The organism is Pseudomonas sp. UBA2684, from assembly GCA_002354655.1.
GTDB lineage: Bacteria > Pseudomonadota > Gammaproteobacteria > Pseudomonadales > Pseudomonadaceae > Aquipseudomonas.
The window spans coordinates 129,792-154,658 of sequence record DELY01000048.1 but is presented as its reverse complement, the minus strand read 5'-3'; the positions used below and the strand labels follow the sequence as shown (position 1 = coordinate 154,658).

At 59.1% G+C, this 24,867-nt stretch carries 20 protein-coding genes and 4 tRNA genes; 16 read left to right on the top strand and 8 right to left on the bottom strand.

Translation table 11 applies throughout. The annotated features are described in order from the left end of the window. Window positions 1-215: 215 nt before the first annotated feature. From B3M58_RS17185 to B3M58_RS17175, 3 genes are all read right to left on the bottom strand, one after another. Window positions 216-1,517: a HipA domain-containing protein gene (locus B3M58_RS17185; protein ID WP_296220929.1), complete on the bottom strand. Its 1,302-nt coding sequence runs from the start codon at window positions 1,515-1,517 to the stop codon at window positions 216-218. Next, window positions 1,517-1,825: a helix-turn-helix domain-containing protein gene (locus tag B3M58_RS17180; protein ID WP_296220928.1), complete on the bottom strand. Its 309-nt coding sequence runs from the start codon at window positions 1,823-1,825 to the stop codon at window positions 1,517-1,519. Before B3M58_RS17180 ends, B3M58_RS17185 begins: the two co-directional genes overlap by 1 nt. Window positions 1,826-2,020: 195 nt before the next feature. Further along, window positions 2,021-3,862: a sigma-54-dependent Fis family transcriptional regulator gene (locus B3M58_RS17175; RefSeq protein ID WP_296220927.1), complete on the bottom strand. Its 1,842-nt coding sequence runs from the start codon at window positions 3,860-3,862 to the stop codon at window positions 2,021-2,023. Window positions 3,863-4,143: 281 nt separating this feature from the next. Here B3M58_RS17175 and B3M58_RS17170 point away from each other — a divergent pair, with 281 nt between their 5' ends. From B3M58_RS17170 to B3M58_RS17145, 6 genes are all read left to right on the top strand, one after another. After that, window positions 4,144-5,238, top strand: a complete 1,095-nt coding sequence (locus tag B3M58_RS17170; protein WP_296220926.1) for an ABC transporter ATP-binding protein — start codon at window positions 4,144-4,146, stop codon at window positions 5,236-5,238. Next, window positions 5,238-6,350 (top strand): ABC transporter ATP-binding protein, encoded by a 1,113-nt coding sequence (locus B3M58_RS17165; RefSeq protein WP_296220923.1) that lies wholly within the window; start codon window positions 5,238-5,240, stop codon window positions 6,348-6,350. The genes B3M58_RS17170 and B3M58_RS17165 overlap by 1 nt, the downstream gene beginning before the upstream one ends. Beyond that, the gene (locus tag B3M58_RS17160) at window positions 6,347-7,210 is read left to right on the top strand and encodes a carbohydrate ABC transporter permease (protein ID WP_296220922.1); all 864 of its coding nucleotides are present in this window, start codon (window positions 6,347-6,349) and stop codon (window positions 7,208-7,210) included. Before B3M58_RS17165 ends, B3M58_RS17160 begins: the two co-directional genes overlap by 4 nt. An 11-nt stretch (window positions 7,211-7,221) precedes the next feature. Beyond that, the gene (locus B3M58_RS17155; RefSeq protein ID WP_414704104.1) at window positions 7,222-8,019 is read left to right on the top strand and encodes a carbohydrate ABC transporter permease; all 798 of its coding nucleotides are present in this window, start codon (window positions 7,222-7,224) and stop codon (window positions 8,017-8,019) included. Between the two features lie 12 nt (window positions 8,020-8,031). Then, window positions 8,032-8,304, top strand: coding sequence for a DUF2160 domain-containing protein (locus B3M58_RS17150; protein WP_296220921.1), 273 nt, complete (start codon window positions 8,032-8,034; stop codon window positions 8,302-8,304). Between the two features lie 93 nt (window positions 8,305-8,397). Further along, window positions 8,398-10,140 (top strand): extracellular solute-binding protein, encoded by a 1,743-nt coding sequence (locus B3M58_RS17145; protein WP_296220920.1) that lies wholly within the window; start codon window positions 8,398-8,400, stop codon window positions 10,138-10,140. 76 nt (window positions 10,141-10,216) lie between these two features. Here B3M58_RS17145 and folD read toward each other — a convergent pair whose 3' ends face one another. Continuing rightward, window positions 10,217-11,071, bottom strand: coding sequence for a bifunctional methylenetetrahydrofolate dehydrogenase/methenyltetrahydrofolate cyclohydrolase FolD (gene folD, locus B3M58_RS17140; RefSeq protein WP_296220919.1), 855 nt, complete (start codon window positions 11,069-11,071; stop codon window positions 10,217-10,219). 270 nt (window positions 11,072-11,341) lie between these two features. Here folD and B3M58_RS17135 point away from each other — a divergent pair. From B3M58_RS17135 to B3M58_RS17090, 10 genes are all read left to right on the top strand, one after another. Beyond that, a tRNA-Arg gene (locus tag B3M58_RS17135) sits at window positions 11,342-11,418 on the top strand. Window positions 11,419-11,451: 33 nt separating this feature from the next. Continuing rightward, a tRNA-His gene (locus B3M58_RS17130) sits at window positions 11,452-11,527 on the top strand. A 57-nt stretch (window positions 11,528-11,584) separates the two neighbouring features. Continuing rightward, a tRNA-Leu gene (locus B3M58_RS17125) sits at window positions 11,585-11,669 on the top strand. Window positions 11,670-11,796: 127 nt separating this feature from the next. After that, on the top strand, window positions 11,797-13,107 hold the full coding sequence (gene tig / locus B3M58_RS17120) for a trigger factor (RefSeq protein ID WP_296220917.1): 1,311 nt from the start codon (window positions 11,797-11,799) through the stop codon (window positions 13,105-13,107). 92 nt (window positions 13,108-13,199) lie between these two features. Next, a complete protein-coding gene (clpP, locus tag B3M58_RS17115) occupies window positions 13,200-13,841 on the top strand; it encodes an ATP-dependent Clp endopeptidase proteolytic subunit ClpP (protein WP_296221051.1) in 642 nt (213 codons plus the stop codon). Window positions 13,842-13,949: 108 nt separating this feature from the next. Next, window positions 13,950-15,230, top strand: coding sequence for an ATP-dependent Clp protease ATP-binding subunit ClpX (clpX, locus tag B3M58_RS17110; protein ID WP_296220915.1), 1,281 nt, complete (start codon window positions 13,950-13,952; stop codon window positions 15,228-15,230). A gap of 150 nt (window positions 15,231-15,380) precedes the next feature. Beyond that, entirely contained in the window at window positions 15,381-17,777 is a 2,397-nt protein-coding gene (lon, locus tag B3M58_RS17105) for an endopeptidase La (protein WP_296220914.1), read from the top strand. Window positions 17,778-17,914: 137 nt separating this feature from the next. Continuing rightward, a complete protein-coding gene (hupB, locus tag B3M58_RS17100) occupies window positions 17,915-18,187 on the top strand; it encodes a nucleoid-associated protein HU-beta (RefSeq protein ID WP_003239952.1) in 273 nt (90 codons plus the stop codon). 51 nt (window positions 18,188-18,238) lie between these two features. Beyond that, window positions 18,239-18,315 (top strand) — tRNA-Asp (locus B3M58_RS17095). A gap of 97 nt (window positions 18,316-18,412) precedes the next feature. Further along, window positions 18,413-20,278 (top strand): SurA N-terminal domain-containing protein, encoded by a 1,866-nt coding sequence (locus tag B3M58_RS17090; protein ID WP_296220899.1) that lies wholly within the window; start codon window positions 18,413-18,415, stop codon window positions 20,276-20,278. Window positions 20,279-20,333: 55 nt separating this feature from the next. Here B3M58_RS17090 and fabI read toward each other — a convergent pair whose 3' ends face one another. The 4 genes from fabI to B3M58_RS17070 are packed head-to-tail and all read right to left on the bottom strand — an operon-like array spanning window position 20,334 to window position 24,866. Then, the gene (fabI, locus tag B3M58_RS17085) at window positions 20,334-21,128 is read right to left on the bottom strand and encodes an enoyl-ACP reductase FabI (protein WP_296220897.1); all 795 of its coding nucleotides are present in this window, start codon (window positions 21,126-21,128) and stop codon (window positions 20,334-20,336) included. 22 nt (window positions 21,129-21,150) lie between these two features. Continuing rightward, a complete protein-coding gene (locus B3M58_RS17080) occupies window positions 21,151-22,770 on the bottom strand; it encodes an ABC transporter ATP-binding protein (RefSeq protein WP_296220896.1) in 1,620 nt (539 codons plus the stop codon). A gap of 1 nt (window position 22,771) precedes the next feature. Further along, window positions 22,772-23,791 (bottom strand): ABC transporter permease, encoded by a 1,020-nt coding sequence (locus tag B3M58_RS17075; protein WP_296220895.1) that lies wholly within the window; start codon window positions 23,789-23,791, stop codon window positions 22,772-22,774. A 1-nt stretch (window position 23,792) separates the two neighbouring features. Beyond that, the gene (locus tag B3M58_RS17070) at window positions 23,793-24,866 is read right to left on the bottom strand and encodes a microcin C ABC transporter permease YejB (protein WP_296220893.1); all 1,074 of its coding nucleotides are present in this window, start codon (window positions 24,864-24,866) and stop codon (window positions 23,793-23,795) included. Window position 24,867: the final 1 nt, after the last annotated feature.

The window sequence follows — 24,867 nt, the reverse complement described above, 5'->3', positions numbered from 1 at the left end:
TCGCGGCTAAAGCCGCTCCCACGTGACGGCGGTCTGCAGCAACAGTTAACAGGTACAGAGCTTTTTTATGGCTCTGTGCCCATGCCGTGTCGCATGAGCAGTCACGCTCTCATGGGCGCGGCCTTGGCCGCTAGGCCCAGCCAGCGCACGGGCAAACTGCCTTGTATATCGCTGGCGTAGCCGCTCAGCGGCAGGGTGGCGGTAAGCCGCGTGACTCAGGCGAGCTGGCTGCCCATCTCGGCGATAACAATGCTGACAATCGCGCGCAGGCAGCGCTGTTCGCCGGCCAGCGTCGCGCGTAGTTCCGGGCGGTGTTGCGCCAGGTCGCGATTCTCCTGTTCGACCTGCTGTTGCAGAGCCAGCGCCGCTTGCATCACGCTTTGTCGCAGTTTGTCCAGCTGGCTTTGCGCCGTGGCTGGTTTGATGCCCAGCGCTTCGCCGGCGGCGATCAGGTGCGCGCGGGTCAGGTGTGCAATGCGCGCCTCATCGCCGATCGGCCAAGCCAGCTCGACGGCCTGCGGCCAGCGTTCCTTGTCGAAGGAGCGGGTGTCGTAGACCGCCGTGCTGAGCAGGTCGTAGAACGGCGCGAGGGCAACGCCGTTGGGCTTCATCATGAAGCTCAGGTTCTTCAAGTGCGCGTCGGTATTGCCCACTAGCACGTTGAAGAGCAACCACTGGTACAGCGCCAGGCGTGTCAGCGCGGGTATGCGGCATTGCCTGCCGAGTTCGTCGAGTTTGGCGATGCTGCCCGCGCTGTATTTGTATGCCCGATCCAGGCCAAGCAGTTGGCAGGCGTCGATGCAATGCAGGCGTTCCCAGCCTTGCGCGCTCTGCCGGCGGTCGAATCGCTCGATCAGGTACACCGGTTCCGGCACGTAGCGACGGCTGACTTGGGGTACGTTCAAGCCGACTCGGCGGGCCAGGGTCATGACGAACCATTCGTTGCTGACGGAATGGGCGTAGGCCTCGGAGGGGTGGTCGGGTTTGAGGATATGGGTGGACGCCGTGCTGCCGGACGGTTCCAGCAGCTGTTCGCCGGCCACTACGATGGCTACTTTGTGCTGCGCGCCGGCCAGCGACATGCGCTTGCGCGCGACCTGGGCCAGTGGCACCTGCGGCATATTGCGGATGCGCGCCGACAATTCCTCGTCGGCCAGTACGCTCAGTTCGCCGGCGGGCTGAAGTTCTCCAGGCGCTAACAGGGTCAGCGAGCCAGCCGACTCGGCACCGAAATGCGCGAGCAGACCGAAGGCATCCTCGCTAGCAATCTTGGCGGCCTTGGCGATCAGCTGGCGTTGGCCTTCTTCCGGCAGCAGGTTGTCGAAATACCATTGCACGTGGCGCTGCGAGGCACCGTCGACAAACGGCTCATGCCGTAGCGGCAGGCTTGGGCAGAGCGGGTAGCGCTGCGCAGCCGCGAGCCACTGCGCACTGTAGGTAAAGGTCCAGAGGCCATTGGCCTCTGCCAGCGTGCCGACCTGGGTGTGGTTGATAAAGGCGTTGAGCTGGCGAACCATTATGGGCGTTCATCCGTGGGGGCTTGGCGGTTGCTCCGTTTCGAGTCGCGCTGGTATTTCGTCAGGTATTCGGCGGCCTGGCTGGAAACCTCCTCGGGCACCTCGACAGTCAGCGTGAGGCCGAGCTCCTGAAGCACCTGAAAGAGCTTGCCCCACTGCACGGATTCGCCACCGCGCTCGACCTTGCCGAGAAAATTTTCGCTGATGCCGATGAGACCGGCGGCGTCGTCCTGACGCATGGCCATGGCTTTGCGGCTGGCGCGAATGACCAGGCCCAGCGTTTCCACGGTGTCGATCTGAATGTTCATCGGCTTGATCCTGATGGCTGTGCGGGTCTGCAGGCTGAGATAATCCTCACGACTGCAAGGATTTTAAGAGATGCAATCAGTACTCGGTTAAAATCCTCACGTGCGCAAGGATTGTAGCGGTCGTCGGGCGTATTTCAAGATAGTCCGCATGATCGTGCGGATAGTGGGTCTTCGTATGAGCAGAAGAGGGGTCTCCTAGACCTTCAGACCGCTCTGTCGCAGCCGCTTGTACAGGGTGTTGCGGCTGATCCCCAACTGGCGTGCGAGGTGCGAAATATTGCCGCCGCAGGCCTGGAACTGCTGGTTCAGGTCATCCTCGTCTGTGCTGGGCGCGATGCCTGGTCCGGTTGCCCCTTCCTGCAAGTCCGCAAAGAAGTCATCCGGCAAGTGTTCCGCGCGGATCGGCTGGTCCTCGGCCATGGCCAGGGCAATTTGCAGCACGCTGCTGAGCTGTCGCAAGTTGCCCGGCCATGGGTGGCGCTCGAACAACTCCAGCACTTCGCGGCTGAGCCCGGCCCATTGTTGCGCTTCGCGGTGCTGTTCCCAGAGGCGTTGGACCATCGCGGCTTTGTCGCTGCGCTCGCGCAGGGGCGGCAGTTCGAGGTTGAGGCCGCTGATGCGGTAGTAGAGGTCGGCGCGAAATAGGCCGGCGTCGACGTCCTGGCGCAGCGAGCGGTTGGTGGCCGAGATCAGGCGGATATCCACCGGGTAGAGTTCGCTGCTGCCCAGCGGTTGCACGCAACGCTCTTGCAGCACACGCAACAGGCGGGCCTGTACGCGCAGCGGCATGTCGCCGACTTCGTCGAGAAACAGCGTGCCTTTATGGGCCTTGCGGATCAGGCCGATGCTGCCTTTCTGGTTGGCGCCAGTGAAGGCGCCTTTCTCGTAGCCGAACAGCTCCGACTCCACCAGTTCGGCGGGAATGGCCGCGCAGTTGACCGCGATCAGGCTGTGGCTGGCGCGCGAGCTGGCCTGGTGCAGGGCTTTGACGAACACTTCTTTGCCGACCCCGGTTTCGCCATGCACGAGGATCGGGATGTCCTTTTCCAGCAGGCGTTCGGCCTGGCGTATGGCTTTATCGACACGCGGGTCGCCAAGGTTGATTGAGGCCAGGGTGAAGCCTTGCCCCGTGGGCGCCGGCTGCGCGGCCGGGCGGAAGTCCCGCGCCTGAATCGGTGCCGGTTGTTGCGGGCGTTTGACCTGGGCGTGGAAGCGAAAGCGTCCACCGGCGCGCAAATTGAAGGGCATGGCTTCGGGCTGGTTGAGCAAGTGTTGCAGTGGCACATCAAACAAACTCTCGATGTTCACCCGCGTCAGCCCGACGCCCAGCAGGCTGTCGGCGCGGCGATTGGCGGAGACCACCTGACCTTGATCGTCGAAGATCAGCAACCCGGCCCAGGGGCTGTCGAGGTTGCTCAGGCTGGTGTTGAAGGTCAGTTGGAAGTAGCGCTGTTGGAACAGGTTGAGGATCAGCCGGTTTTCCACCGACTGACTCATCATCTTGACCATGCCCAGGGTGTGCGAGGGAGGCAGGTAGCTGTCGCTGGAGACATCCAGCACCGCAATCATCTGCCGCTGTTCGTCGAAGATCGGCGAGGCCGAGCCAGTCATGAAGCGATTGGCCTTGAGGAAGTGTTCGTCGTGCTGGATATGCACCGCCTGGCCGCAACTCAGCGCGGTGCCGATGGCATTGGTGCCGGTGTAGCGCTCCAGCCAACTGGCGCCGGCGACGAAGCCGGCCGCCCGGCTCGGCTCGGCGAAGCGCTGCTCGCCCCAGGATTGCAGAACCTGGCCGTGGTTGTCGGCGAGCATGATCAGGCAGTTGGAGTTGGCGAGGATGTTGCCGTAGTAGGGCAGCACTTCCTGGTGGGTGGTTTGCACCAGCGCGTGCTGGCTGTCCAGCAGGGCCGACACCTCGCCGGGGCTGGGCTGGCTGAACCGTGGTGTGCTCTGGTGCGTCAGGCCGAAGTCGCGGCAGCGCGTCCAGGAGTCCTGAATGATGGTGTCGTGGGGCAGGGCACCGGCAGCTTCAGCCATGTCGAGGTCTCGCGAGGATTTTGTTGTTATCGACCCAGGTCTTTGCCGGGCTGCGAATCAGTGTCGCCCATGACTGTTCAATGTCAACGCCGCAACTGTTCAGTTGTTCACATCCTGGTGTTCAACAGTGTTCAGTCAGCCAATCGGCGGTCTCTGATGATTGCGCTTGAGGCTTTGCGAATCATGGGCTTGGCGCAACTTCTGCGGTTTTGGCACAAAACTCGCCTTGGGTTAGGGCAAACGGCTCAGCCGATAAAACAATAAAAGACCAAGGACAGCCCATGTCGCTTACGCTTGAGCATGTCACGCGTGTCGTCGATAACCAGGTGCACATCGACGATGCCTGCCTGAGCTTCGAAGCCGGTTCCTTCAATGTGTTGCTCGGCCGCACGTTGGCCGGCAAGACCAGTTTGATGCGCTTGATGGCCGGGCTGGATCGGCCAAACAGCGGGCGCATTCTGATGCACGGCGCGGACGTGACCCAGGTGCCGGTGCGCCAGCGCAACGTCTCGATGGTCTATCAGCAGTTCATCAATTACCCGACCTTGACGGTGTTCGAGAACATCGCCTCGCCGCTGCGGCAGGCCAAGGTCAGCGAAGCGGAAATCCTTGAGAAGGTGCATGCCACCGCCACGATGCTGCGCATCGATGGCTTGCTCAAGCGCTATCCCTTGGAACTCTCGGGCGGCCAGCAACAGCGCACGGCCATGGCCCGCGCGCTGGTCAAGGATGCCTCGTTGATTCTGTTCGACGAGCCGCTGGTCAACCTCGATTACAAGCTGCGCGAAGAGCTGCGTCAGGAGATGCGCGAGCTGTTCCAGGCCCATCACACCATCGCCATCTATGCCACCACCGAGCCCAACGAGGCGCTGGCCCTGGGCGGCACCACCACCATCCTGCATGAGGGCCGGGTGGTGCAGAGTGGCAAGACCGCCGAGGTGTACCACCGCCCGCAGCAGGTGCTGGCGGCCGAGTTGTTCTCCGAACCGGCGATCAACCTGATGCCAGGGCGCATCAGCGGCACCGAGGTGAGCTTCGCCGATGCCGTGCATTTTCCGCTGAACCCCGACCTTAAAGGTATTGCCGAGGGTGACTATCGCTTCGGTGTACGGCCCAGTCACATTGGCCTGGTGCCGTCCAACGACGACGATCTGGAGCTGGCGGTGACTGTCGAGCTGGCGGAAATCAGCGGCTCCGAGACCTTCTTGCATGTGCGCAACGAGCAGTTCGTGTTGGTGCTGCACCTGCCGGGCGTGCACGAGTACGACGTCGATACGCCGATCCTTATCTATATCCCGACCCACAAACTGTTCGTCTTCGAGGCTCAGGGCCGGTTGGTCCAGGCGCCCAGTCGCCGTCTAGGGAGGAGCGCCTGATGGCTGAGATTCGCTTGCACAACCTGGCCCACAGCTACAGCCGCGAGCCGAGTGGCGCCGCAGATTACGCGATTCGCGAGATGAACCATGTGTGGGAGCAGGGTGGCGCCTATGCCTTGCTCGGGCCGTCCGGCTGCGGCAAGTCGACCTTGCTCAACATCATTTCCGGTTTGCTCAGCCCGTCCCACGGTGAGGTGCAGTTCGACGGCAAGGTGGTCAATCAGCTGCCGCCCGAGCAGCGCAACATCGCCCAGGTTTTTCAGTTCCCGGTGGTCTACGACACCATGACGGTGTTCGACAACCTGGCCTTTCCGCTGCGTAACCAGGGCATGGCCGAGCCGAAGGTACTCAGCAAGGTCAACGAAATCGCCGAGGTGCTGGAGCTGCACCCGCTGCTGCACAAGAAGGCGCGCAACCTCAGCGCCGACGAAAAGCAGAAGGTTTCCATGGGCCGTGGCCTGGTGCGTGACGACGTGTCGGCGATTCTGTTCGACGAGCCGCTGACCGTGATCGACCCACATTTGAAGTGGAAACTGCGGCGCAAGCTCAAGCAGATTCACGAGCAGTTCAACATCACCATGGTCTATGTCACCCACGATCAGCTGGAGGCTTCGACCTTCGCCGACAAGATCGCGGTGATGTACGGCGGGCAGATCGTGCAGTTCGGTACGCCGCGCGAGCTGTTTGAGCGGCCGAGCCACACTTTCGTCGGTTATTTCATCGGCAGCCCGGGAATGAATCTGATCGAGGTCACCCGTTGCGACGGCGGTGTGCGGTTCGCCAATACCGTGCTACCGCTGGCCCCGACGCTGACCCAGCGGCTCGACGAGCTGAGCGGGCAGAGCCTGAAAGTCGGGATTCGCCCCGAGTTCATCCACGTCTGGGATGGCCCTTACGAGGATGCCCTGTGTGGCGAGGTGGTGCACGTCGAAGACCTCGGCACGTACAAAATCCTCACCCTGCGCCTGGACGGCCAGGTGCTCAAGGTGCGCTTGCAGGAGGATCAGCCCGTGCCGCAGCAGCAGGTTTACCTGAGTTTCCCCGCGCAGTGGTTGATGCTCTATGCCGATGACTATCTGGTAGAAGCCTTGCCGCAGGAGGCTCGGCCATGAAGGTGCAGAACAACAAGGCCTGGTGGTTGGTGTTGCCGGTATTCCTGCTGGTGGCGTTCAGCGCCATCGTGCCGATGATGACGGTGGTCAACTACTCGGTGCAGGACATCTTCGACCAATCCAGCCGCTTCTTCGTCGGGGCCGACTGGTACAAACAGGTGCTGCAAGACACGCGCCTGCATGACTCGTTGCTGCGTCAGTTCATCTTTTCCGGTTGTGTGTTGCTGATCGAGATTCCCCTCGGTATCGCCATCGCCCTGACCATGCCGACCAAAGGCCGCTGGGCTTCGCTGGTACTGATCCTGATGGCGATTCCGCTGCTGATCCCGTGGAACGTGGTCGGCACCATCTGGCAGATTTTCGGCCGCGCCGACATCGGTTTACTCGGCTGGACGCTGAACAAACTAGGCATCAGCTACAACTACGCCTCCAACACCAGCGATGCTTGGGTCACGGTGCTGATCATGGATGTCTGGCACTGGACCTCGTTGGTGGCGCTGCTCTGTTACTCCGGGCTGCGGGCGATTCCCGATGTGTATTACCAGGCGGCGCGCATCGACCGCGCGTCAGGCTGGGCGGTGTTTCGCCATATCCAGTTGCCCAAGCTGAAAAGCGTGCTGCTGATCGCGGTGATGCTGCGTTTCATGGACAGCTTCATGATCTACACCGAGCCGTTCGTGCTCACCGGCGGCGGGCCGGGCAATGCCACCACCTTCCTCAGCCAGACCTTGACCCAGATGGCGGTCGGCCAGTTCGACCTGGGCCCGGCGGCGGCGTTTTCCCTGGTGTATTTCCTGATCATTCTGCTGGTGTCGTGGCTGTTTTATACCGCCATGACCCACGACGATAAAACGCGCTGAGGCCGGCCATTATGTTGCGTAAAAAAGTGCTGCTGGTGCTGTATATCCTGTTCCTGCTGGTGCCGATTTACTGGTTGCTGAACATGTCGTTCAAGAGCAATACCGAGATTCTCGGCGGCCTGAGCCTGTGGCCGGAGAGTTTCACCTTGGCTAATTACCAGGTGATCTTCACCGATCCGAGCTGGTATGAGGGTTATCTCAATTCGCTGTATTACGTCAGCCTGAATACCGTGATCTCGCTGACCGTCGCGCTGCCGGCAGCGTATGCGTTCTCGCGCTACCGCTTCCTCGGCGACAAACACCTGTTCTTCTGGCTGTTGACCAACCGCATGGCGCCGCCAGCGGTGTTCCTGCTGCCGTTTTTCCAGCTGTATTCCTCGATCGGTTTGTTCGACACGCACATCGCCGTGGCGCTGGCCCATTGCCTGTTCAACGTGCCACTGGCGGTGTGGATTCTCGAGGGCTTCATGTCCGGGGTGCCGAAGGAAATCGACGAGACGGCGTATATCGACGGTTACAGCTTTCCCAAGTTCTTCGTGAAGATTTTCATCCCGCTGATTGGCTCAGGCATCGGCGTGACGGCGTTTTTCTGCTTCATGTTCTCCTGGGTCGAACTGCTGCTGGCGCGCACGTTGACCTCGGTGGATGCCAAGCCTATCGCCGCAGTAATGACCCGAACGGTGTCGGCCTCCGGCATCGATTGGGGCGTGCTGGCGGCTGCCGGTGTGCTGACTATCCTGCCAGGGATGCTGGTGATCTGGTTCGTTCGCAACCATGTGGCCAAGGGCTTTGCCTTGGGCCGGGTGTAAGGAGCAAAGACGATGGATTGGATGGCCTGGACTCTACCCACCGCGGTGTTCTTTGGCAGCATCGCCGCGCTGCTGGTGGGGATGACGGTGTGGGAACTGCGCTCGCCGTGCGTCGAGCGCAAAGGTTTTTTGCCGATCAGCACCACCCGCGGCGATCGGCTGTTTATCGGTCTGCTCGGCAGTGCCTACCTGCATTTGCTGGTGGTAGGGACGACCGATTGGAGTATCTGGATAGCCTCGGCGCTGTCCGTGTTGTGGCTGGTTGCAGTGATGCGTTGGGGCTGAATCGGTCTGCCTTGCGTGGTTGCCGCCAAACCTGTGGGCAGCAGCAACGATGAATCGGTTCGCCTCGCCCTAAACCCTGAGATGGAGGTCTCTATGTTCGACAATAACAACAAAACCCGACATAGCATGGCGTTGGCCGCCTTGCTGGCGTTGTCCGGATTAAGCGGCGCTGCCTGGGCGGATGCCTACGAGGAGGCGGCGAAAAAATGGATCGCCGCCGAGTTCAACCCCTCGACCCTGACGCCGGAGCAGCAGCTTGAAGAGCTGAAATGGTTTATCAAGGCCGCCGAGCCGTTTCGTGGCATGAATATCAGCGTTGCCTCGGAAACCATCGCCACCCACGAGTACGAGTCCAAGGTGCTGGCTAAGGCGTTCAGCGAAATCACCGGGATCAAGCTCAAGCACGACCTGATGCAGGAAGGCGATGTGGTCGAGAAGCTGCAGACCCAGATGCAGTCGGACAAGAACATCTACGACGGCTATATCAATGACTCGGACCTGATCGGCACGCACTTCCGCTACGGCAAGGCAGTGGCGATCAGCGACATGATGGCCGGGGAAGGCAAGGATGTGACCTCGCCGACCCTCGACCTTGAGGACTTCATCGGTATTTCCTTCACCACCGGGCCAGACGGCAAGCTCTATCAGCTACCCGACCAGCAGTTCGCCAACCTTTATTGGTTCCGCGCCGATTGGTTCGAGCGCCCGGAACTGAAAGCCAAGTTCAAGGCGATTTACGGCTACGAGCTGGGCGTGCCGGTCAATTGGTCGGCCTATGAAGATATCGCCGAATTCTTCTCCGAGAAGGTCAAGGAAATCGACGGTCAGCGCATCTATGGGCACATGGATTACGGCAAGAAGGACCCCTCGCTGGGGTGGCGCTTCACCGATGCCTGGTTCTCCATGGCCGGTGGCGGTGACAAAGGGTTGCCCAACGGTTTGCCGGTGGACGAGTGGGGCATTCGCGTCGACGGCTGCCGCCCGGTCGGCTCCAGCGTCGCGCGCGGTGGCGATACCAATGGCCCGGCGGCTGTCTATGCGACGCAGAAATACGTCGATTGGATGCGACAATACGCACCGCCTGAAGCCCAGGGCATGACTTTCTCGGAGGCCGGCCCGGTCCCGGCCCAGGGCAGCATCGCGCAGCAGATCTTCTGGTACACCGCCTTTACCGCCGACATGACCAAGCCGGGCCTGCCGGTGGTCAACGAAGATGGCACGCCGAAATGGCGCATGGCGCCCTCGCCGAAAGGGCCGTATTGGGAAGAGGGCATGAAGCTCGGTTATCAGGACACCGGTTCCTGGACCTTCCTCAAGTCCACCCCGGAGAAACAGCGGTTGGCGGCCTGGCTGTATGCACAGTTCGTCACCTCGAAAACTGTGTCGCTGAAAAAGACCCTGGTGGGCCTGACGCCGATTCGTGAATCGGACATCAACTCGCAGGCCATGACCGATGTGGCGCCTAAACTTGGCGGCCTGGTTGAGTTCTACCGCAGTCCGGCGCGCGTTCAGTGGACGCCGACCGGCACCAATGTGCCGGACTATCCGCGCTTGGCACAGCTGTGGTGGCAATTCATCGCCGAAGCGGCCAGTGGCGACAAGACTCCGCAAGAAGCTCTGGATGGCCTCGCGGCGGCGCAAGACACCATGCTTGGGCGGCTGGAGCGTTCCGGTGTGCTAGGCGAGTGCGGGCCAAAGCTGAATGAGCCGCGTGATCCGCAATACTGGTTGGATCAACCGGGCGCGCCTAAGCCGAAACTGGCCAACGAGAAGCCCAAGGGTGAAACCATCAACTACGACGAACTGCTGAAATCCTGGGAGCAAGCGCGCGACTAGCCTGTCAGCCCACCGCTTTCAGCATAAAAAACGGCACCCCAGGGTGCCGTTTTTTCAGTTCAGAACAACGCTGCTGTCAGTCGTGCAGATGCTCGGCGGCGTGCAGGGTGTTTTCCAGCAGGCAAGCCCGGGTCATTGGGCCGACGCCGCCGGGAACTGGGGTAATCCAGCCAGCGCGGGGCAGGGCAGTTTCATACACCACATCGCCGATCAGCTTGCCGTCGTCCTGGCGATTGATGCCGACGTCGATGACGATCGCGCCTTCCTTGATCCACTCGCCCTTGACCAGCCCCGGCTTGCCCGCAGCGACCACGACCAGATCGGCATTGCCGACATGGCTGGCCAGGTCCTTGGTAAAGCGATGGGTCACGGTCACGGTGCAGCCTGCGAGCAGCAGTTCCATGGCCATTGGCCGTCCGACGATATTGGACGCGCCCACCACCACCGCGTGCAGGCCATAGAGGTCGACACCGGTGCTTTGCAGCAAGGTCATGATGCCTTTCGGCGTACACGGGCGCAGCAGCGGCATGCGCTGTGCCAGACGGCCGATGTTGTAGGGGTGAAAACCGTCGACATCTTTATCCGGGCGAATGCGCTCCAGTAATAAAGAAGCATCCAGATGTTCCGGCAGCGGCAGCTGTACGAGGATGCCGTCGATAGTCGGCTCCTCGTTCAGGCGGTCGATCAGTGCCAGCAGTTCGGCTTGGCTGGTGCTGGCTGACAGGTCATAAGCCTGGGAAACAAAGCCGACTTCTTCGCAGTCTTTGCGCTTGTGCGAGACGTAGACTTGAGAGGCTGGGTCGCTGCCAACCAGGATCACCGCCAGGCCAGGGGCGCGCAGGCCTTGTTGGCGTCGCTCGGCGACACGTTGAGCGATCTGCTGGCGGAGGCTGGCGGCGATCGCTTTGCCGTCGATCAGTTGTGCGGTCATTGCGCTTGGTTAACCATTAAGAAAGGGTAGAAAAAGGACGCGCATTCTCGCATGGCGATGCGGTGGGGCAAAGGCGCGAGCTGGGGTTTTCGCGTAACCCCTTTATATAACTGAATTTTTTTTGCGTTTGGTGTTGACGGCCTGTGAGTGCCTCTATAACATTCGCCCCGCTTGTCGAGCACAGCCAGTCGCTGGGTAAGACGGCAGAAGCAAAGCCCCTGGGGCAGCGCTTACGCCGAAAGCTTTAAGTCTGCGCTTGCAGATGGATAGGCGCCCGTAGCTCAGCTGGATAGAGCATCCGCCTTCTAAGCGGATGGTCGCAGGTTCGAGTCCTGCCGGGCGTGCCATTTGGCAGCTTTGGCACAAGTAAATGCAATATGGTGGGCGTAGCTCAGTTGGTAGAGCACAGGATTGTGGCTCCTGGTGTCGAGGGTTCGATCCCCTTCGTCCACCCCATATTCCAAAGCGCCAGGCCCTTAAAGCCTGGCGTTTTTGTTTGAAAAGCCTTACCACGCGGACGTGGTGGAATTGGTAGACACACTGGATTTAGGTTCCAGCGCCGCAAGGCGTGAGAGTTCGAGTCTCTCCGTCCGCACCATCTTTTAGCTCCCTCCCGTTTGCCGCTTGCATCTAGGGTGACTTCTGCAAATTGACCCTCTAGAATGCATGCCCTTGATTAGGGGCCGGTAAGCGGCCGGCTTATGTCTGTGCAACGAGGATTATTCATGCAAGTTTCTGTTGAAAATACTTCTGCTCTTGAGCGTCGCATGACCGTCGGCGTTCCCGTCGAACGCATCGAGACTGAAGTCAACAAGCGTCTGCAGCAGACTGCCCGTCGTGCCAAGGTTCCTGGCTTCCGTCCTGGCAAGGTGCCGATGAGCGTTATCCGTCAGCGCTATGAAGACACTGCCCGTCAGGAAGCTCTGGGCGACCTGATCCAGGCCACCTTCTATGAAGCCGTCGTTGAGCAGAAGCTCAATCCGGCAGGTTCTCCGGCCGTTGAGCCGAAAACCTTCGAGAAGGGCAAAGACCTGGAATACGTCGCCACTTTCGAAGTATTCCCCGAGTTCCAGGTGACCGGTTTCGAATCCATCGCGATCGAGCGTCTGCAAGCCGATGTGGCTGATGCCGACCTGGACAACATGCTGGAAATCCTGCGCAAGCAGAACACACGCTTCGAAACCGTTGAGCGTGCTGCTGAAGTTGGCGACCAACTGAACATCGATTTCCTCGGCAAGATTGACGGCGAAGCATTTGCCGGCGGCGCAGCCAAGGGCACTCAGCTGGTTCTCGGCTCCGGCCGCATGATCCCTGGCTTCGAAGATGCTCTGGTTGGCGTGAAAGCCGGTGAAGAGCGCGTGATCAACCCGACGTTCCCGGCCGATTACCAGAATCTGGACTTGGCGGGTAAAACGGCTGAGTTCACGGTTACCGTTAACAGCATTTCCGCCCCGCAACTGCCGGAGCTGAATGACGAGTTCTTCGCCCTGTTCGGCATCAAAGACACCGGCCTGGAAGGCTTCCGTGCTGAAGTGCGCAAGAATATGGAGCGCGAGCTGCGCCAAGCCATCAAGTCCAAGGTCAAGAACCAGGTGATGGAAGGTTTGCTGGCTGCCAACCCGATTGAAGTACCGAAATCGCTGATCGGTAATGAAGTCAATCGTCTGCGCGTTCAAGCTGTGCAGCAGTTCGGTGGCAACATCAAGCCCGATCAATTGCCGGCCGAGCTGTTCGAAGAACAGGCCAAGCGTCGCGTAGTGCTAGGTTTGATCGTTGCGGAAGTGGTCAAGCAGTTCGAGTTGAAGCCGGATGACGCCCGCGTGCGTGAGCTAATCCAGGAAATGGCTTCGGCTTATCAAGAGCCTGCGCAAGTGGTTGCCTGGTACTACAAAAACGACCAGCAAATGAACGAAGTACGTTCGGTTGTGCTGGAAGAGCAAGTTGTAGATACTGTTTTGCAGAAGGCCAATGTGACCGATAAAACGGTCTCTTACGAAGAAGCTGTCAAGCCGGTAGAAGCTCCGCAAGCCGACTGATTTCCTTACCTCGTTCGAGCACACCATAAGCCAGCCTCCGTGCTGGCTTATGCGTATTTGAGACATGACTATTTAGGGAGCGAGTGCAAGAAATGTCCCGCAATCCTTTTACCCAGCAAATGCCCGACATCCAAGCCGCTGGCGGCTTAGTGCCGATGGTTATCGAGCAATCGGCCCGCGGTGAGCGCGCCTATGACATCTATTCGCGCCTCTTGAAGGAGCGGGTGATTTTTCTGATCGGGCCTGTCGAAGACTACATGGCCAACCTGGTCGCCGCTCAGTTGCTGTTCCTCGAGGCGGAAAACCCGGACAAAGATATTCATTTGTATATCAACTCGCCGGGCGGTTCGGTAACCGCCGGTATGTCGATCTATGACACCATGCAGTTCATCAAGCCCGATGTGTCGACCATCTGTATCGGTCAAGCCTGCAGTATGGGTGCCTTGCTTCTGGCTGGCGGCGCTGCCGGCAAGCGTTATTGCCTGCCGCATTCGCGCATGATGATTCACCAGCCATTGGGCGGTTTCCAAGGGCAGGCCTCGGATATTGAGATCCATGCCCGGGAAATCCTGTTCATCCGTGAACGTTTGAATCAGATTCTGGCAAACCACACGGGTCAGCCGATCGATGTGATTGCGCGTGACACTGATCGTGACCGCTTCATGAGTGGCGAAGAGGCGGTGAATTATCGTCTGATCGATCAGGTGCTGACCCAGCGTCAGATAACGGGCTGAGCCCTATCTGTATGATTCGGTCGGGCTCTCTCGGTCGCCGTGCGGGCTTGAAAATGCCCGCATTTGCCTTCATCTTGTGTTTTAAGCCTACCGTATTGGATTGATCGAATGACTGACACCCGCAACGGCGAGGACAACGGCAAGTTGCTTTATTGCTCCTTCTGCGGCAAAAGCCAGCATGAAGTGCGCAAATTGATTGCCGGCCCCTCGGTCTTTATCTGCGACGAGTGCGTCGACCTGTGCAACGACATCATCCGTGAGGAGGTGCAGGAAGCCCAGGCCGAGAGCAGTGCGCACAAGCTACCTGCGCCCAAGGAAATCAGCACCATCCTCGATCAGTATGTGATCGGTCAGGAGCGTGCGAAGAAAGTCTTGGCGGTGGCTGTATACAACCACTACAAGCGTCTCAATCAGCGCGACAAGAAAGACGATGTCGAGCTGGGTAAGAGCAATATTTTGCTAATCGGGCCGACTGGTTCGGGTAAAACCCTGCTAGCCGAAACCCTGGCGCGCTTGCTCAATGTGCCGTTCACCATCGCCGATGCCACTACGCTGACCGAAGCCGGTTATGTGGGTGAGGATGTCGAGAACATCATTCAGAAGCTGTTGCAGAAGTGCGATTACGACGTAGAAAAAGCCCAGATGGGTATCGTCTATATCGACGAAATCGATAAGATTTCGCGTAAATCCGATAACCCGTCGATTACTCGCGACGTATCGGGCGAAGGCGTGCAGCAGGCGTTGTTGAAACTGATCGAAGGCACCGTGGCTTCGGTTCCACCGCAGGGTGGGCGCAAGCATCCGCAGCAGGAATTCCTACAAGTGGATACGCGCAATATTCTGTTCATCTGCGGTGGCGCGTTCTCTGGTCTGGAGAAAGTCATCCAGGGCCGCTCGACCAAAGGCGGTATCGGTTTCAATGCCGAGGTACGCAGTAAGGAAGAAGGTAAGAAAGTCGGCGAATCACTGCGTGCAGTCGAGCCTGACGATCTGGTGAAGTTTGGCCTTATTCCTGAGTTCGTCGGCCGTTTACCGGTCATTGCGACTCTTGATGAGCTGGATGAAGTCGCCTTGATGCAGATTCTGACCGAGCCGAAAAATGCCCTGACCAAGCAGTACGCCAAGCTGTTCGAGATGGAGGGCGTCGATCTGGAGTTCCGTCCAGACGCTTTGAAGTCTGTGGCGCGCAAGGCCTTGGAGCGTAAGACTGGCGCGCGTGGGTTGCGCTCGATCCTTGAGGGGATTCTGCTCGACACCATGTACGAGATTCCCTCGCAATCCGAAGTCAGCAAGGTGGTTATCGATGAGAGCGTTATCGACGGCTCATCCCAGCCATTGTTGATTTATGAGAACAGCGAGCCGCCGGCAAAAGCTGCGCCTGACGCGTAAATGCATCTGTTACATGTTGAAAGCAAGGGGCCTTCGGGCCCCTTTGCTTTTCCAGTGGTAACGCTTGTTTTTTGCTTGGGCTACCCCCATCTTAGGGCCAAGGGTAATCCCGTCTGTTTACGGCCGTATGGCCGCCGTAGAGCTGAAATCATGAAGACAACCATCGAATTGCCTCTCCTGCCGTTGCGCGATGTCGTGGTCTATCCGCACATGGTCATCCCGCTGTTTGTGGGGCGTGAGAAATCCATCGAAGCGTTGGAAGCGGCGATGACCGGCGAGAAGCAGATTCTGCTACTTGCCCAGAAAAACCCTGCCGACGATGACCCAAGTGAAGAGGGGCTCTACCGGGTTGGCACTGTCGCCACGGTGCTGCAGTTGCTGAAGCTGCCGGACGGTACCGTCAAGGTACTCGTCGAAGGTGAGCAGCGTGGCGAAGTCGAGCTTTTTATCGAGGTTGACGGCCATTGCCGCGCCGACGTGCAGTTGCTCGACGAGGTCGATGTCGCTGAGCGCGAGTCCGAGGTTTTTACCCGCAGCCTGCTCAGCCAATTCGAGCAATACGTGCAACTGGGTAAAAAAGTCCCAGCAGAAGTATTGTCCTCGCTCAATAGCATCGATGAGCCAAGCCGTCTGGTCGATACCATGGCCGCCCACATGGCGCTGAAAATCGAGCAGAAGCAGGAAATCCTGGAAATCACCGACTTGTCGGCGCGTGTCGAGCATGTGCTTGCCTTGTTGGATGCTGAAATCGATCTGTTGCAGGTCGAAAAACGTATTCGTGGTCGCGTCAAGAAGCAGATGGAGCGCAGTCAGCGCGAGTACTACCTGAATGAGCAGATGAAGGCCATTCAGAAAGAGCTGGGCGATATCGACGAAGGGCATAACGAACTGGATGAGCTGAAAAAGCGCATCGAGAACGCTGGGCTGACCAAGGAAGCTCATGCCAAGGCACAGGCAGAGCTGAACAAGCTCAAGCAGATGTCGCCGATGTCGGCCGAAGCCACTGTGGTGCGTTCCTATATCGACTGGCTGGTGAACGTGCCATGGAAAGCGCAAAGCAAGGTGCGTCTCGATCTAGCACGTGCCGAAGCGATTCTGGATGCCGATCACTATGGCCTCGACGAGGTTAAAGAGCGCATCCTTGAGTACCTCGCCGTACAAAAACGAGTGAAGAAGATCAAGGGGCCGGTGCTGTGCCTGGTCGGGCCGCCGGGGGTTGGTAAAACCTCGCTGGCTGAATCCATCGCCAATGCAACCAACCGCAAGTTCGTGCGCATGGCCCTCGGCGGGGTCCGCGACGAAGCCGAGATTCGCGGGCATCGGCGTACCTATATTGGCTCTATGCCTGGCCGCTTGATCCAAAAAATGACCAAGGTGGGCGTACGTAACCCACTGTTCCTGCTCGATGAAATCGACAAGATGGGGCAGGACATGCGCGGTGATCCAGCTTCCGCGCTGCTTGAAGTGCTCGATCCTGAGCAGAACCACAATTTCAACGACCATTACCTGGAAGTCGATTACGACCTTTCCGATGTGATGTTCCTTTGTACTGCCAACTCCATGAATATTCCGGCGCCTCTGCTGGATCGTATGGAGGTGATTCGTCTACCTGGCTATACGGAAGACGAGAAGGTCAATATCGCTATCAAGTACCTGGCGCCGAAACAGATTCAGGCCAACGGCCTGAAAAAAGGCGAGCTGGAATTCGAGGCGGCGGCAATCCGCGACATTATTCGCTACTACACCCGTGAAGCAGGTGTACGTAGCCTTGAGCGGCAGATTGCCAAGGTTTGTCGCAAGGCCGTGAAAGAGCACGCCCGCGAGAAACGCTTTCATGTGTTGGTCACGGCCGAGGCGCTGGAGCACTTCCTGGGCGTGCGCAAACATCGTTATGGCTTGGCGGAGCAGCAGGACCAGATCGGCCAGGTGACCGGTCTGGCGTGGACGCAGGTAGGCGGGGAGCTGCTGACCATCGAGGCCGCAGTCGTACCCGGCAAGGGGCAGTTGATCAAGACGGGCTCGCTGGGCGATGTGATGGTTGAGTCGATCACCGCCGCGCTGACCGTGGTGCGTAGTCGAGCGAGGAGCCTAGGCGTGCCGCTGGACTTCTACGAGAAGCGTGACATCCATATCCATATGCCGGAGGGGGCGACCCCTAAAGACGGCCCTAGCGCGGGCGTAGGTATGTGTACGGCGCTTGTATCGGCATTGACGCAGATACCGGTGCGGGCGGATGTCGCCATGACCGGGGAAATCACTCTGCGTGGCCAAGTGTTGGCGATCGGTGGTTTAAAAGAAAAACTACTGGCAGCCCACCGGGGTGGAATCAAGACCGTGATCATTCCTGAAGAGAATGTGCGCGATTTGAAAGAAATTCCGGAAAATATTAAGCAGGACCTGCAGATTAAACCGGTTAAATGGATTGACGAGGTCCTGCAAATTGCGCTGCAATACGCCCCGGAGCCCTTGCCCGATGCGGCTCCGGAGTTGGTTGCAAAGGATGACAAGCGCGAGTCTGATTCCAAGGAGCGAATTAGCACGCATTAGCCGGGGGGCTTCCTTGACACAATTTTAGAGCCCTTGTTATAAAGCGGCTCTTATTGTGTCGGCAGGCCTTCCAGCACCCGCTTTTGCTTACACTAAAAATCAAGAAACAAACTCAACAGAAATTAAGGGGACTTAGAGTGAACAAGTCGGAACTGATCGATGCTATCGCTGCATCTGCTGATATCCCGAAAGCTGTTGCTGGCCGCGCGCTGGACGCAGTGATTGAATCCGTCACTGGCGCCCTCAAGGCTGGTGACTCCGTCGTACTGGTTGGTTTCGGTACTTTTGCTGTTAAAGAGCGTGCTGCTCGCACTGGCCGCAACCCGCAAACTGGCAAGCCGATCAGCATCGCTGCTGCCAAGATCCCAGGCTTCAAAGCCGGTAAAGCTCTGAAAGACGCCGTTAACTAAGCGTCCTTCGAGCCTTGCCCTCCAGATCAGCTTCATCCCTGATCTGGCCGCGGAGCGGTAGTTCAGCCGGTTAGAATACCGGCCTGTCACGCCGGGGGTCGCGGGTTCGAGTCCCGTCCGCTCCGCCAGTTACGAGAAGGCGCATCCTCGGATGCGCCTTTCTTCTATCCGGATTTTACCCACACTGCACGGCTGCTTATTTTGTACAGTCGTTCTGGGGGACGCATGCTGCAGAACATCAGGGACAATTCACAAGGTTGGATTGCCAAAACCATTATTGGCATCATCGTCGCGCTGTTGGCGCTGACCGGTGTCGAAGCCATTTTCACAGGTACCAGCAACAGCCAGAATGCCGCCGAGGTGAACGGCGAAAAGATCGGTTCGAACGATCTTAGCCAAGCGGTCGAGATGCAGCGCCGTCAGCTGTTACAGCAGCTCGGTCAAGATTTCGATGCGTCCTTGTTGGATGAGAAATTGCTGCGCGACGCTGCGCTGAACAGCCTCATCGAACGTACCTTGCTGTTACAAGGCGCCGCCGATGCCAAGTTCTCATTTTCTCAGCCGGCGCTCGATCAACTGATTCTGCAAACACCGGAATTCCTTGTAGACGGCAAGTTCAACGCCGACCGTTTCGATCAGGTAATTCGCCAGCTTGGTTATGACCGCCTGCAATTCCGGCAAATGCTTGAGCAGGAAATGCTGATCGGTCAATTGCGGGCTGGTTTGGCAGGCAGTGGCTTTGTCACCGATGCCGAGGTCTCGGCTTTTGCGCGGCTGGAAAAACAGACTCGCGATTTCGCTACCTTGACGTTGCAGGCTGACAGTAAGGCTGTGCAGCTGAGCGATGACGATATCAAGGCCTACTACAACGCGAAGGCGGCTGAGTTTATGAGCCCTGAGCAGGTAGTGCTGGAATACGTCGAGTTGAACAAGGATGCGTTCTTCGATCAGGTCGAGGTGACTGACGAGGACCTGCAGAGCGCCTATGAGAATGAAATCGCCAATTTGGCCGAACAGCGCCAAGCGGCACACATTCTGGTTGAGGTGAGTGATTCGCTGAGCGATGAGCAAGCCAAAGCGAAGATCGACGATGTGCAAAAGCGTTTGCAGCAAGGCGAAGATTTCGCTGCGTTGGCTAAAGAGTTCTCTGACGATCCCGGTTCGGCGGCCAACGGTGGCGACCTGGGTTATGCCGGTCCTGGTGTCTATGACCCGGCCTTTGAGGACGCTTTGTATGCTCTGCGCGACAGTGAAGTCTCCGCGCCGGTACGTAGCGAGTTCGGTTGGCACCTGATCAAGTTGTTGGGGGTGCAGGCGCCTGAAGTGCCAAGCCTCGCCAGCCTAAAGGATAAGCTGGAGCGCGAGTTGAAAACCCAGCAGGTCGAGCAGCGTTTTGTCGAGGTGACGAAACAGCTCGAGGATGCTGCGTTCGAAGCGTCCGACCTGGCACAGCCAGCGCAGGAGCTTGGCCTCGTGGTCAAAACCAGTGCGGCTTTCGGTCGTGAGGGTGGTGAGGGCTTGACGGCTAATCGGCAGGTCATCCAGGCGGCGTTCAGTGCTGAGGTGCTGGAGGACGGCAGCAACAGCGGGGCCATTGAGCTTGATCCGAATAGCGTGGTGGTGGTGCGCGTCAAGGAGCACAAGAAGCCGGAACAACTGCCACTTGAGCAGGTTGCCGATAGCATTCGTGCTCAGTTGACTCAGGTTCGCGCTAGCGAAGCTGTGAAGGCCAAGGGTGAAGAGCTGCTGAGCGATCTGCGCGACGTGCAAACGCCAGTTGATCAGGCGCAGGCCTGGCAAGTGGTCGAAGCGGCAACCCGCAGCCAGGAAGGCCTTGAGCCTGCCGTGCTGCAGGCCTTATTCCGCATGCCCAAGCCGACAGCGACCGATAAGCCGAACTTCGCAGGTCTCAGTCTGGCCAATGGCGATTTTGTAATCGTCCGGCTGAACGGGGTAAGCGAGCAGAAAGATCCGCTGACGGACGAAGAGAAGGCCATGTATAGCCGTTTCCTCGCCTCGCGCAGTGGTCAGCAAGACTTTGCGGCGTTCCGTAAGCAGCTGGAAACTAAAGCGGATATCGAGCGTTTCTGATACCTGCGAATATAAAAAAGGCCGCTTCAAGCGGCCTTTTTTCAACGTTTAGCTGTCACTCTTCGATGGCGCCCATGGCCGTCGTGTTGAAACCGCCATCAACGTACATGATCTCGCCGCTGATGCCGGAGGCGAGGTCGGAGCAGAGGAAGGCGCCGGCGTTGCCGACTTCGTCAATGGTCACGTTACGGCGCATCGGTGTCTGCGCTTCGTTGGCTGCCAGCATTTTGCGGAAGCTCTTGATGCCGGACGCGGCGAGAGTGCGAATCGGGCCGGCAGACACGGCGTTGACGCGAGTGCCTTCCGGGCCGAGGCTGCCGGCCAGATAACGAACGCCTGCTTCCAGGCTGGCTTTGGCCATGCCCATGACGTTGTAGTTGGGCATGGTGCGTTCGGCGCCCAGGTAGGACAGGGTCAGCAGGCTGCCGTTGCGGCCCTTCATCATCTCGCGGCCGGCTTTAGCCAAGGCGACGAAGCTGTAGGCGCTGATGTCGTGGGCAATACGGAAGCCTTCGCGGGTGGTGACTTCGGTAAAGTCGCCGTTCAGTTGGTCGCCAGGGGCAAAGCCTACGGAGTGAACGATGCAGTCCAGCCCATCCCATTTTTTGCTCAGCTCTGCGAAGACCTTGGCGATCTCTTCATCGCTGGCTACATCGCAAGGGAAGCACAGTTCTGCACTCGAGCCCCAGCCGGCGGCGAACTCTTCGACGCGACCTTTGAGTTTTTCGTTCTGATAGGTAAAGGCCAGTTCGGCGCCTTCGCGGTGCATGGCCGCGGCGATGCCTGAGGCGATGGACAGTTTGCTGGCGACGCCAACGATCAGTACGCGCTTACCGCTTAGAAAACCCATGTGTGCTCTTCCTCTTCCTAGATCAAGGATTAGTAGCGGTTGTTGGTGCCATGAAAGCGGCCTCCAGCAACTGCTGCGTATAAATGTGCTGCGGTGCGGCGAAGATCGCGTCCGCCGGACCTTGTTCGACCACCTGGCCCTGCTTGACCACCATCAGTTGGTGGCTCAGCGCCCGAACCACCGCCAGGTCATGGCTGATGAACAGGTAGGTCAGGTTGTACTTGGCCTGCAACGAGCGCAGTAACTCCACCACTTGGCGCTGGACTGTCCGGTCGAGTGCCGAGGTCGGCTCGTCCAACAGTATCAGCGCCGGTTTCAGCACCAATGCACGGGCAATGGCAATCCGCTGCCGCTGCCCGCCGGAAAACTCGTGGGGGTAGCGATGCCGGGTTTCCGGATCCAGGCCTACCTCCAAAAGCGCGTCGATGATCGCTTGTTCCTGCTCCGCCTCGGTACCCATGCGGTGAATGCGCAGGCCTTCGCCGACAATCATGCTCACCGACATCCGCGGGCTCAGGCTGCCGAACGGGTCCTGAAACACCACCTGCATCTGTCGGCGTAGCGGGCGCACCTGCTGCTGTGACAACCCGTTTAGCGCCTGGCCCTGAAAGCGGATGGCGCCTTGGCTGCCCAGCAGTCGCAGGATCGCCAAGCCAAGGGTGGATTTACCGGAACCGCTTTCGCCGACGATACCCAGGGTTTGGCCCTGGGGCAGGCTGAAGTTGATACCGTCCACCGCTTTCACATAATCGACCGTGCGTCGCAGCAACCCTTTTTTGATCGGGAACCACACCCGCAGGTCGTCGATTTCCAAGAGTGGCGCGCCGGCGGGGTTAGCCACCGGTTCGCCGCTGGGCTCGGCACCGAGCAGCTCCTGGGTATAAGGATGCTGCGGCGCATGGAACAGCTCTTCACACGACGCTTGTTCGACGATCTGTCCGCGCTGCATGACACATACGCGGTGCGCAATTCGTCGAACCAGGTTGAGATCGTGGCTGATCAGCAACAAGGCCATGCCCAGGCGTGCCTGTAAATCCTTGAGCAGTTCGAGGATTTTCAGCTGTACGGTGACGTCCAGCGCGGTGGTCGGTTCGTCTGCGATCAGCAACTCCGGCTCGTTGGCCAAGGCCATGGCGATCATCACCCGTTGCCGTTGGCCGCCCGACAGCTCATGCGGATAGGCCTTGAGGCGCTTGTGCGGTTCGGGGATGCCGACCAGTTCCAGCAGCTCCAGGGTGCGGGCTGTGGCGGCTTTGCCGCGCAGCCCTTTGTGCAGCGCCAATACTTCATTAACCTGCTTTTCGATGCTGTGCAGCGGGTTGAGCGAGGTCATCGGTTCTTGGAAGACCATGGCGATGCGGTTGCCACGAATGCTGCGGAGCTTTTTCTCATTCAGCTTGAGCAGGTCTTCGCCGGCATAGCGGATGCTGCCGCTCGGGTGCTGAGCCAGCGGGTAGGGCAGCAAACGCAGGATCGAGTGCGCGGTCACCGATTTGCCGGAGCCGCTTTCGCCGACCAAAGCCAGGGTCTCGCCACGCTTGATGTCGAAACTGACGCGCTCGACCACGCGGTGCTTCAGGTCGCCACTGACGAACTCGACAGTCAGGTCGCGAACTTCGATAAGGGTATCGGCGTCGGTCATCTTATTTCCTTGGGTCGAAGGCATCGCGCGCGGCTTCGCCGATAAACACCAGCAGGCTGAGCATGATCGCCAACACGGCAAAGGCGCTGATGCCCAACCAGGGCGCTTGCAGATTGGATTTGCCCTGGGCGACCAACTCACCCAGCGAAGGCGCACCTGGCGGCAGGCCGAAGCCGAGGAAATCCAGCGCGGTGAGGGTGCCAATGGCGCCGGTGAGGATGAATGGCATAAAGGTCATGGTCGAGACCATGGCGTTGGGCAAGATATGGCGGAACATGATGGCGCCGTTTTGCATGCCCAGGGCGCGGGCCGCGCGCACGTATTCGAGGTTGCGCCCCCGGAGGAATTCCGCGCGCACCACATCGACCAGGCTCATCCAGGAAAAGAGCAGCATGATGCCGAGCAGCCACCAGAAGTTCGGCTGCACGAAGCTGGCGAGAATGATCAGCAGGTACAACACCGGCAGGCCCGACCAGACTTCCAGGAAGCGCTGCCCGACCAAGTCGACCCAGCCACCATAAAAGCCCTGCAGAGCACCGGCGAACACGCCGATGATCGAGCTGAGTACGGTGAGGATCAGGGCGAACAGCACCGAAATACGGAAGCCGTAGATCACCCGTGCCAGCACATCACGCCCCTGGTCATCGGTGCCCAGCCAGTTGACCGAGGAGGGCGGTGCCGGTGCTGGGACTTGCAGGTCGTAATTGATGCTGGAGTAGCTGAAGGGAATCGGCGGCCAGAGCATCCAGCCGTCCTTCTTCGCGATCAGCTCCTGGATGTACGGACTTTTGTAATTGGCTTGCAGCGGAAACTCGCCACCGAAGGTGGTTTCCGGGTAGCGCTTGAGCACCGGTGCATACCACTCGCCGTCGTACTGCACGAGCAGTGGTTTATCGTTGGCGATCAGCTCTGCACCGAGGGTCAGAATAAACAGCGCGAGGAAAATCCACAGCGACCACCAGCCGCGCTTGTGGGCTTTGAATCGCTCGAAACGCCGTTGGTTAAGCGGAGAAAATGCCATCTCAACCCTCCCGGCTTTCGAAGTCGATGCGCGGATCGACCAGGGTGTAGGTGATGTCGCCGATCAGTTTCACGACCAATCCCAATAAGGTGAAGATGAACAGGGTACCGAAGACCACCGGGTAGTCACGGTTGATCGCCGCCTCGAAGCTCATCAGGCCAAGGCCGTCGAGGGAGAAGATCACCTCGATCAGCAGCGAACCGGTGAAGAAGATGCCGATGAAGGCCGCTGGAAAACCGGCGATGATCAGCAGCATGGCGTTGCGGAATACATGGCCGTAAAGCACACGGTTGTTGCTCAGGCCCTTGGCGCGGGCGGTGGTCACGTACTGTTTGTTGATTTCGTCGAGGAAGCTGTTCTTGGTCAGCAGGGTCAGGGTGGCGAAGTTGCCGATCACCAGTGCTGTTACCGGCAGGGCCAGGTGCCAGAAATAGTCGAGCAGCTTGCCGGTGAAACTCAGCTCATCGAAGTTGTTCGAGCTCAGGCCGCGCAGTGGGAACCAGTCGAAGTAGCTGCCGCCGGCGAACAGAACGATCAGCAGGATGGCAAACAGAAAGGCCGGAATTGCGTAGCCGACGATGATCGCCGAGCTGGTCCAGACGTCGAATGCGCTGCCGTGCCGCGTGGCCTTGGCGATGCCCAGGGGAATCGACACCAGGTACATGATCAAGGTGCTCCACAGGCCGAGCGAGATCGACACCGGCATTTTTTCGATGATCAGGTCGATCACCTTGGCATCGCGAAAGAAACTCTCGCCGAAGTCGAGCTGGGCATAGCTCTTCAACATGATCCAGAAGCGTTCCGGGGCCGACTTGTCGAAGCCGTACATGCGTTCGATCTCGGCCACCAGCTCCGGGTCGAGCCCTTGCGCGCCGCGGTAATTGGAGCCGGCCACCGCCACTTCGGCGCCACCGCCGGCGATGCGGCTGGTGGCCCCTTCGAAACCTTCCAGCTTGGCGATCATCTGCTCCACCGGGCCGCCGGGTGCGGCCTGGATGATGATGAAGTTGATCAGCAGAATGCCGAACAGGGTGGGAATGATCAGTAACAGGCGACGAAAGATATACGCCAGCATG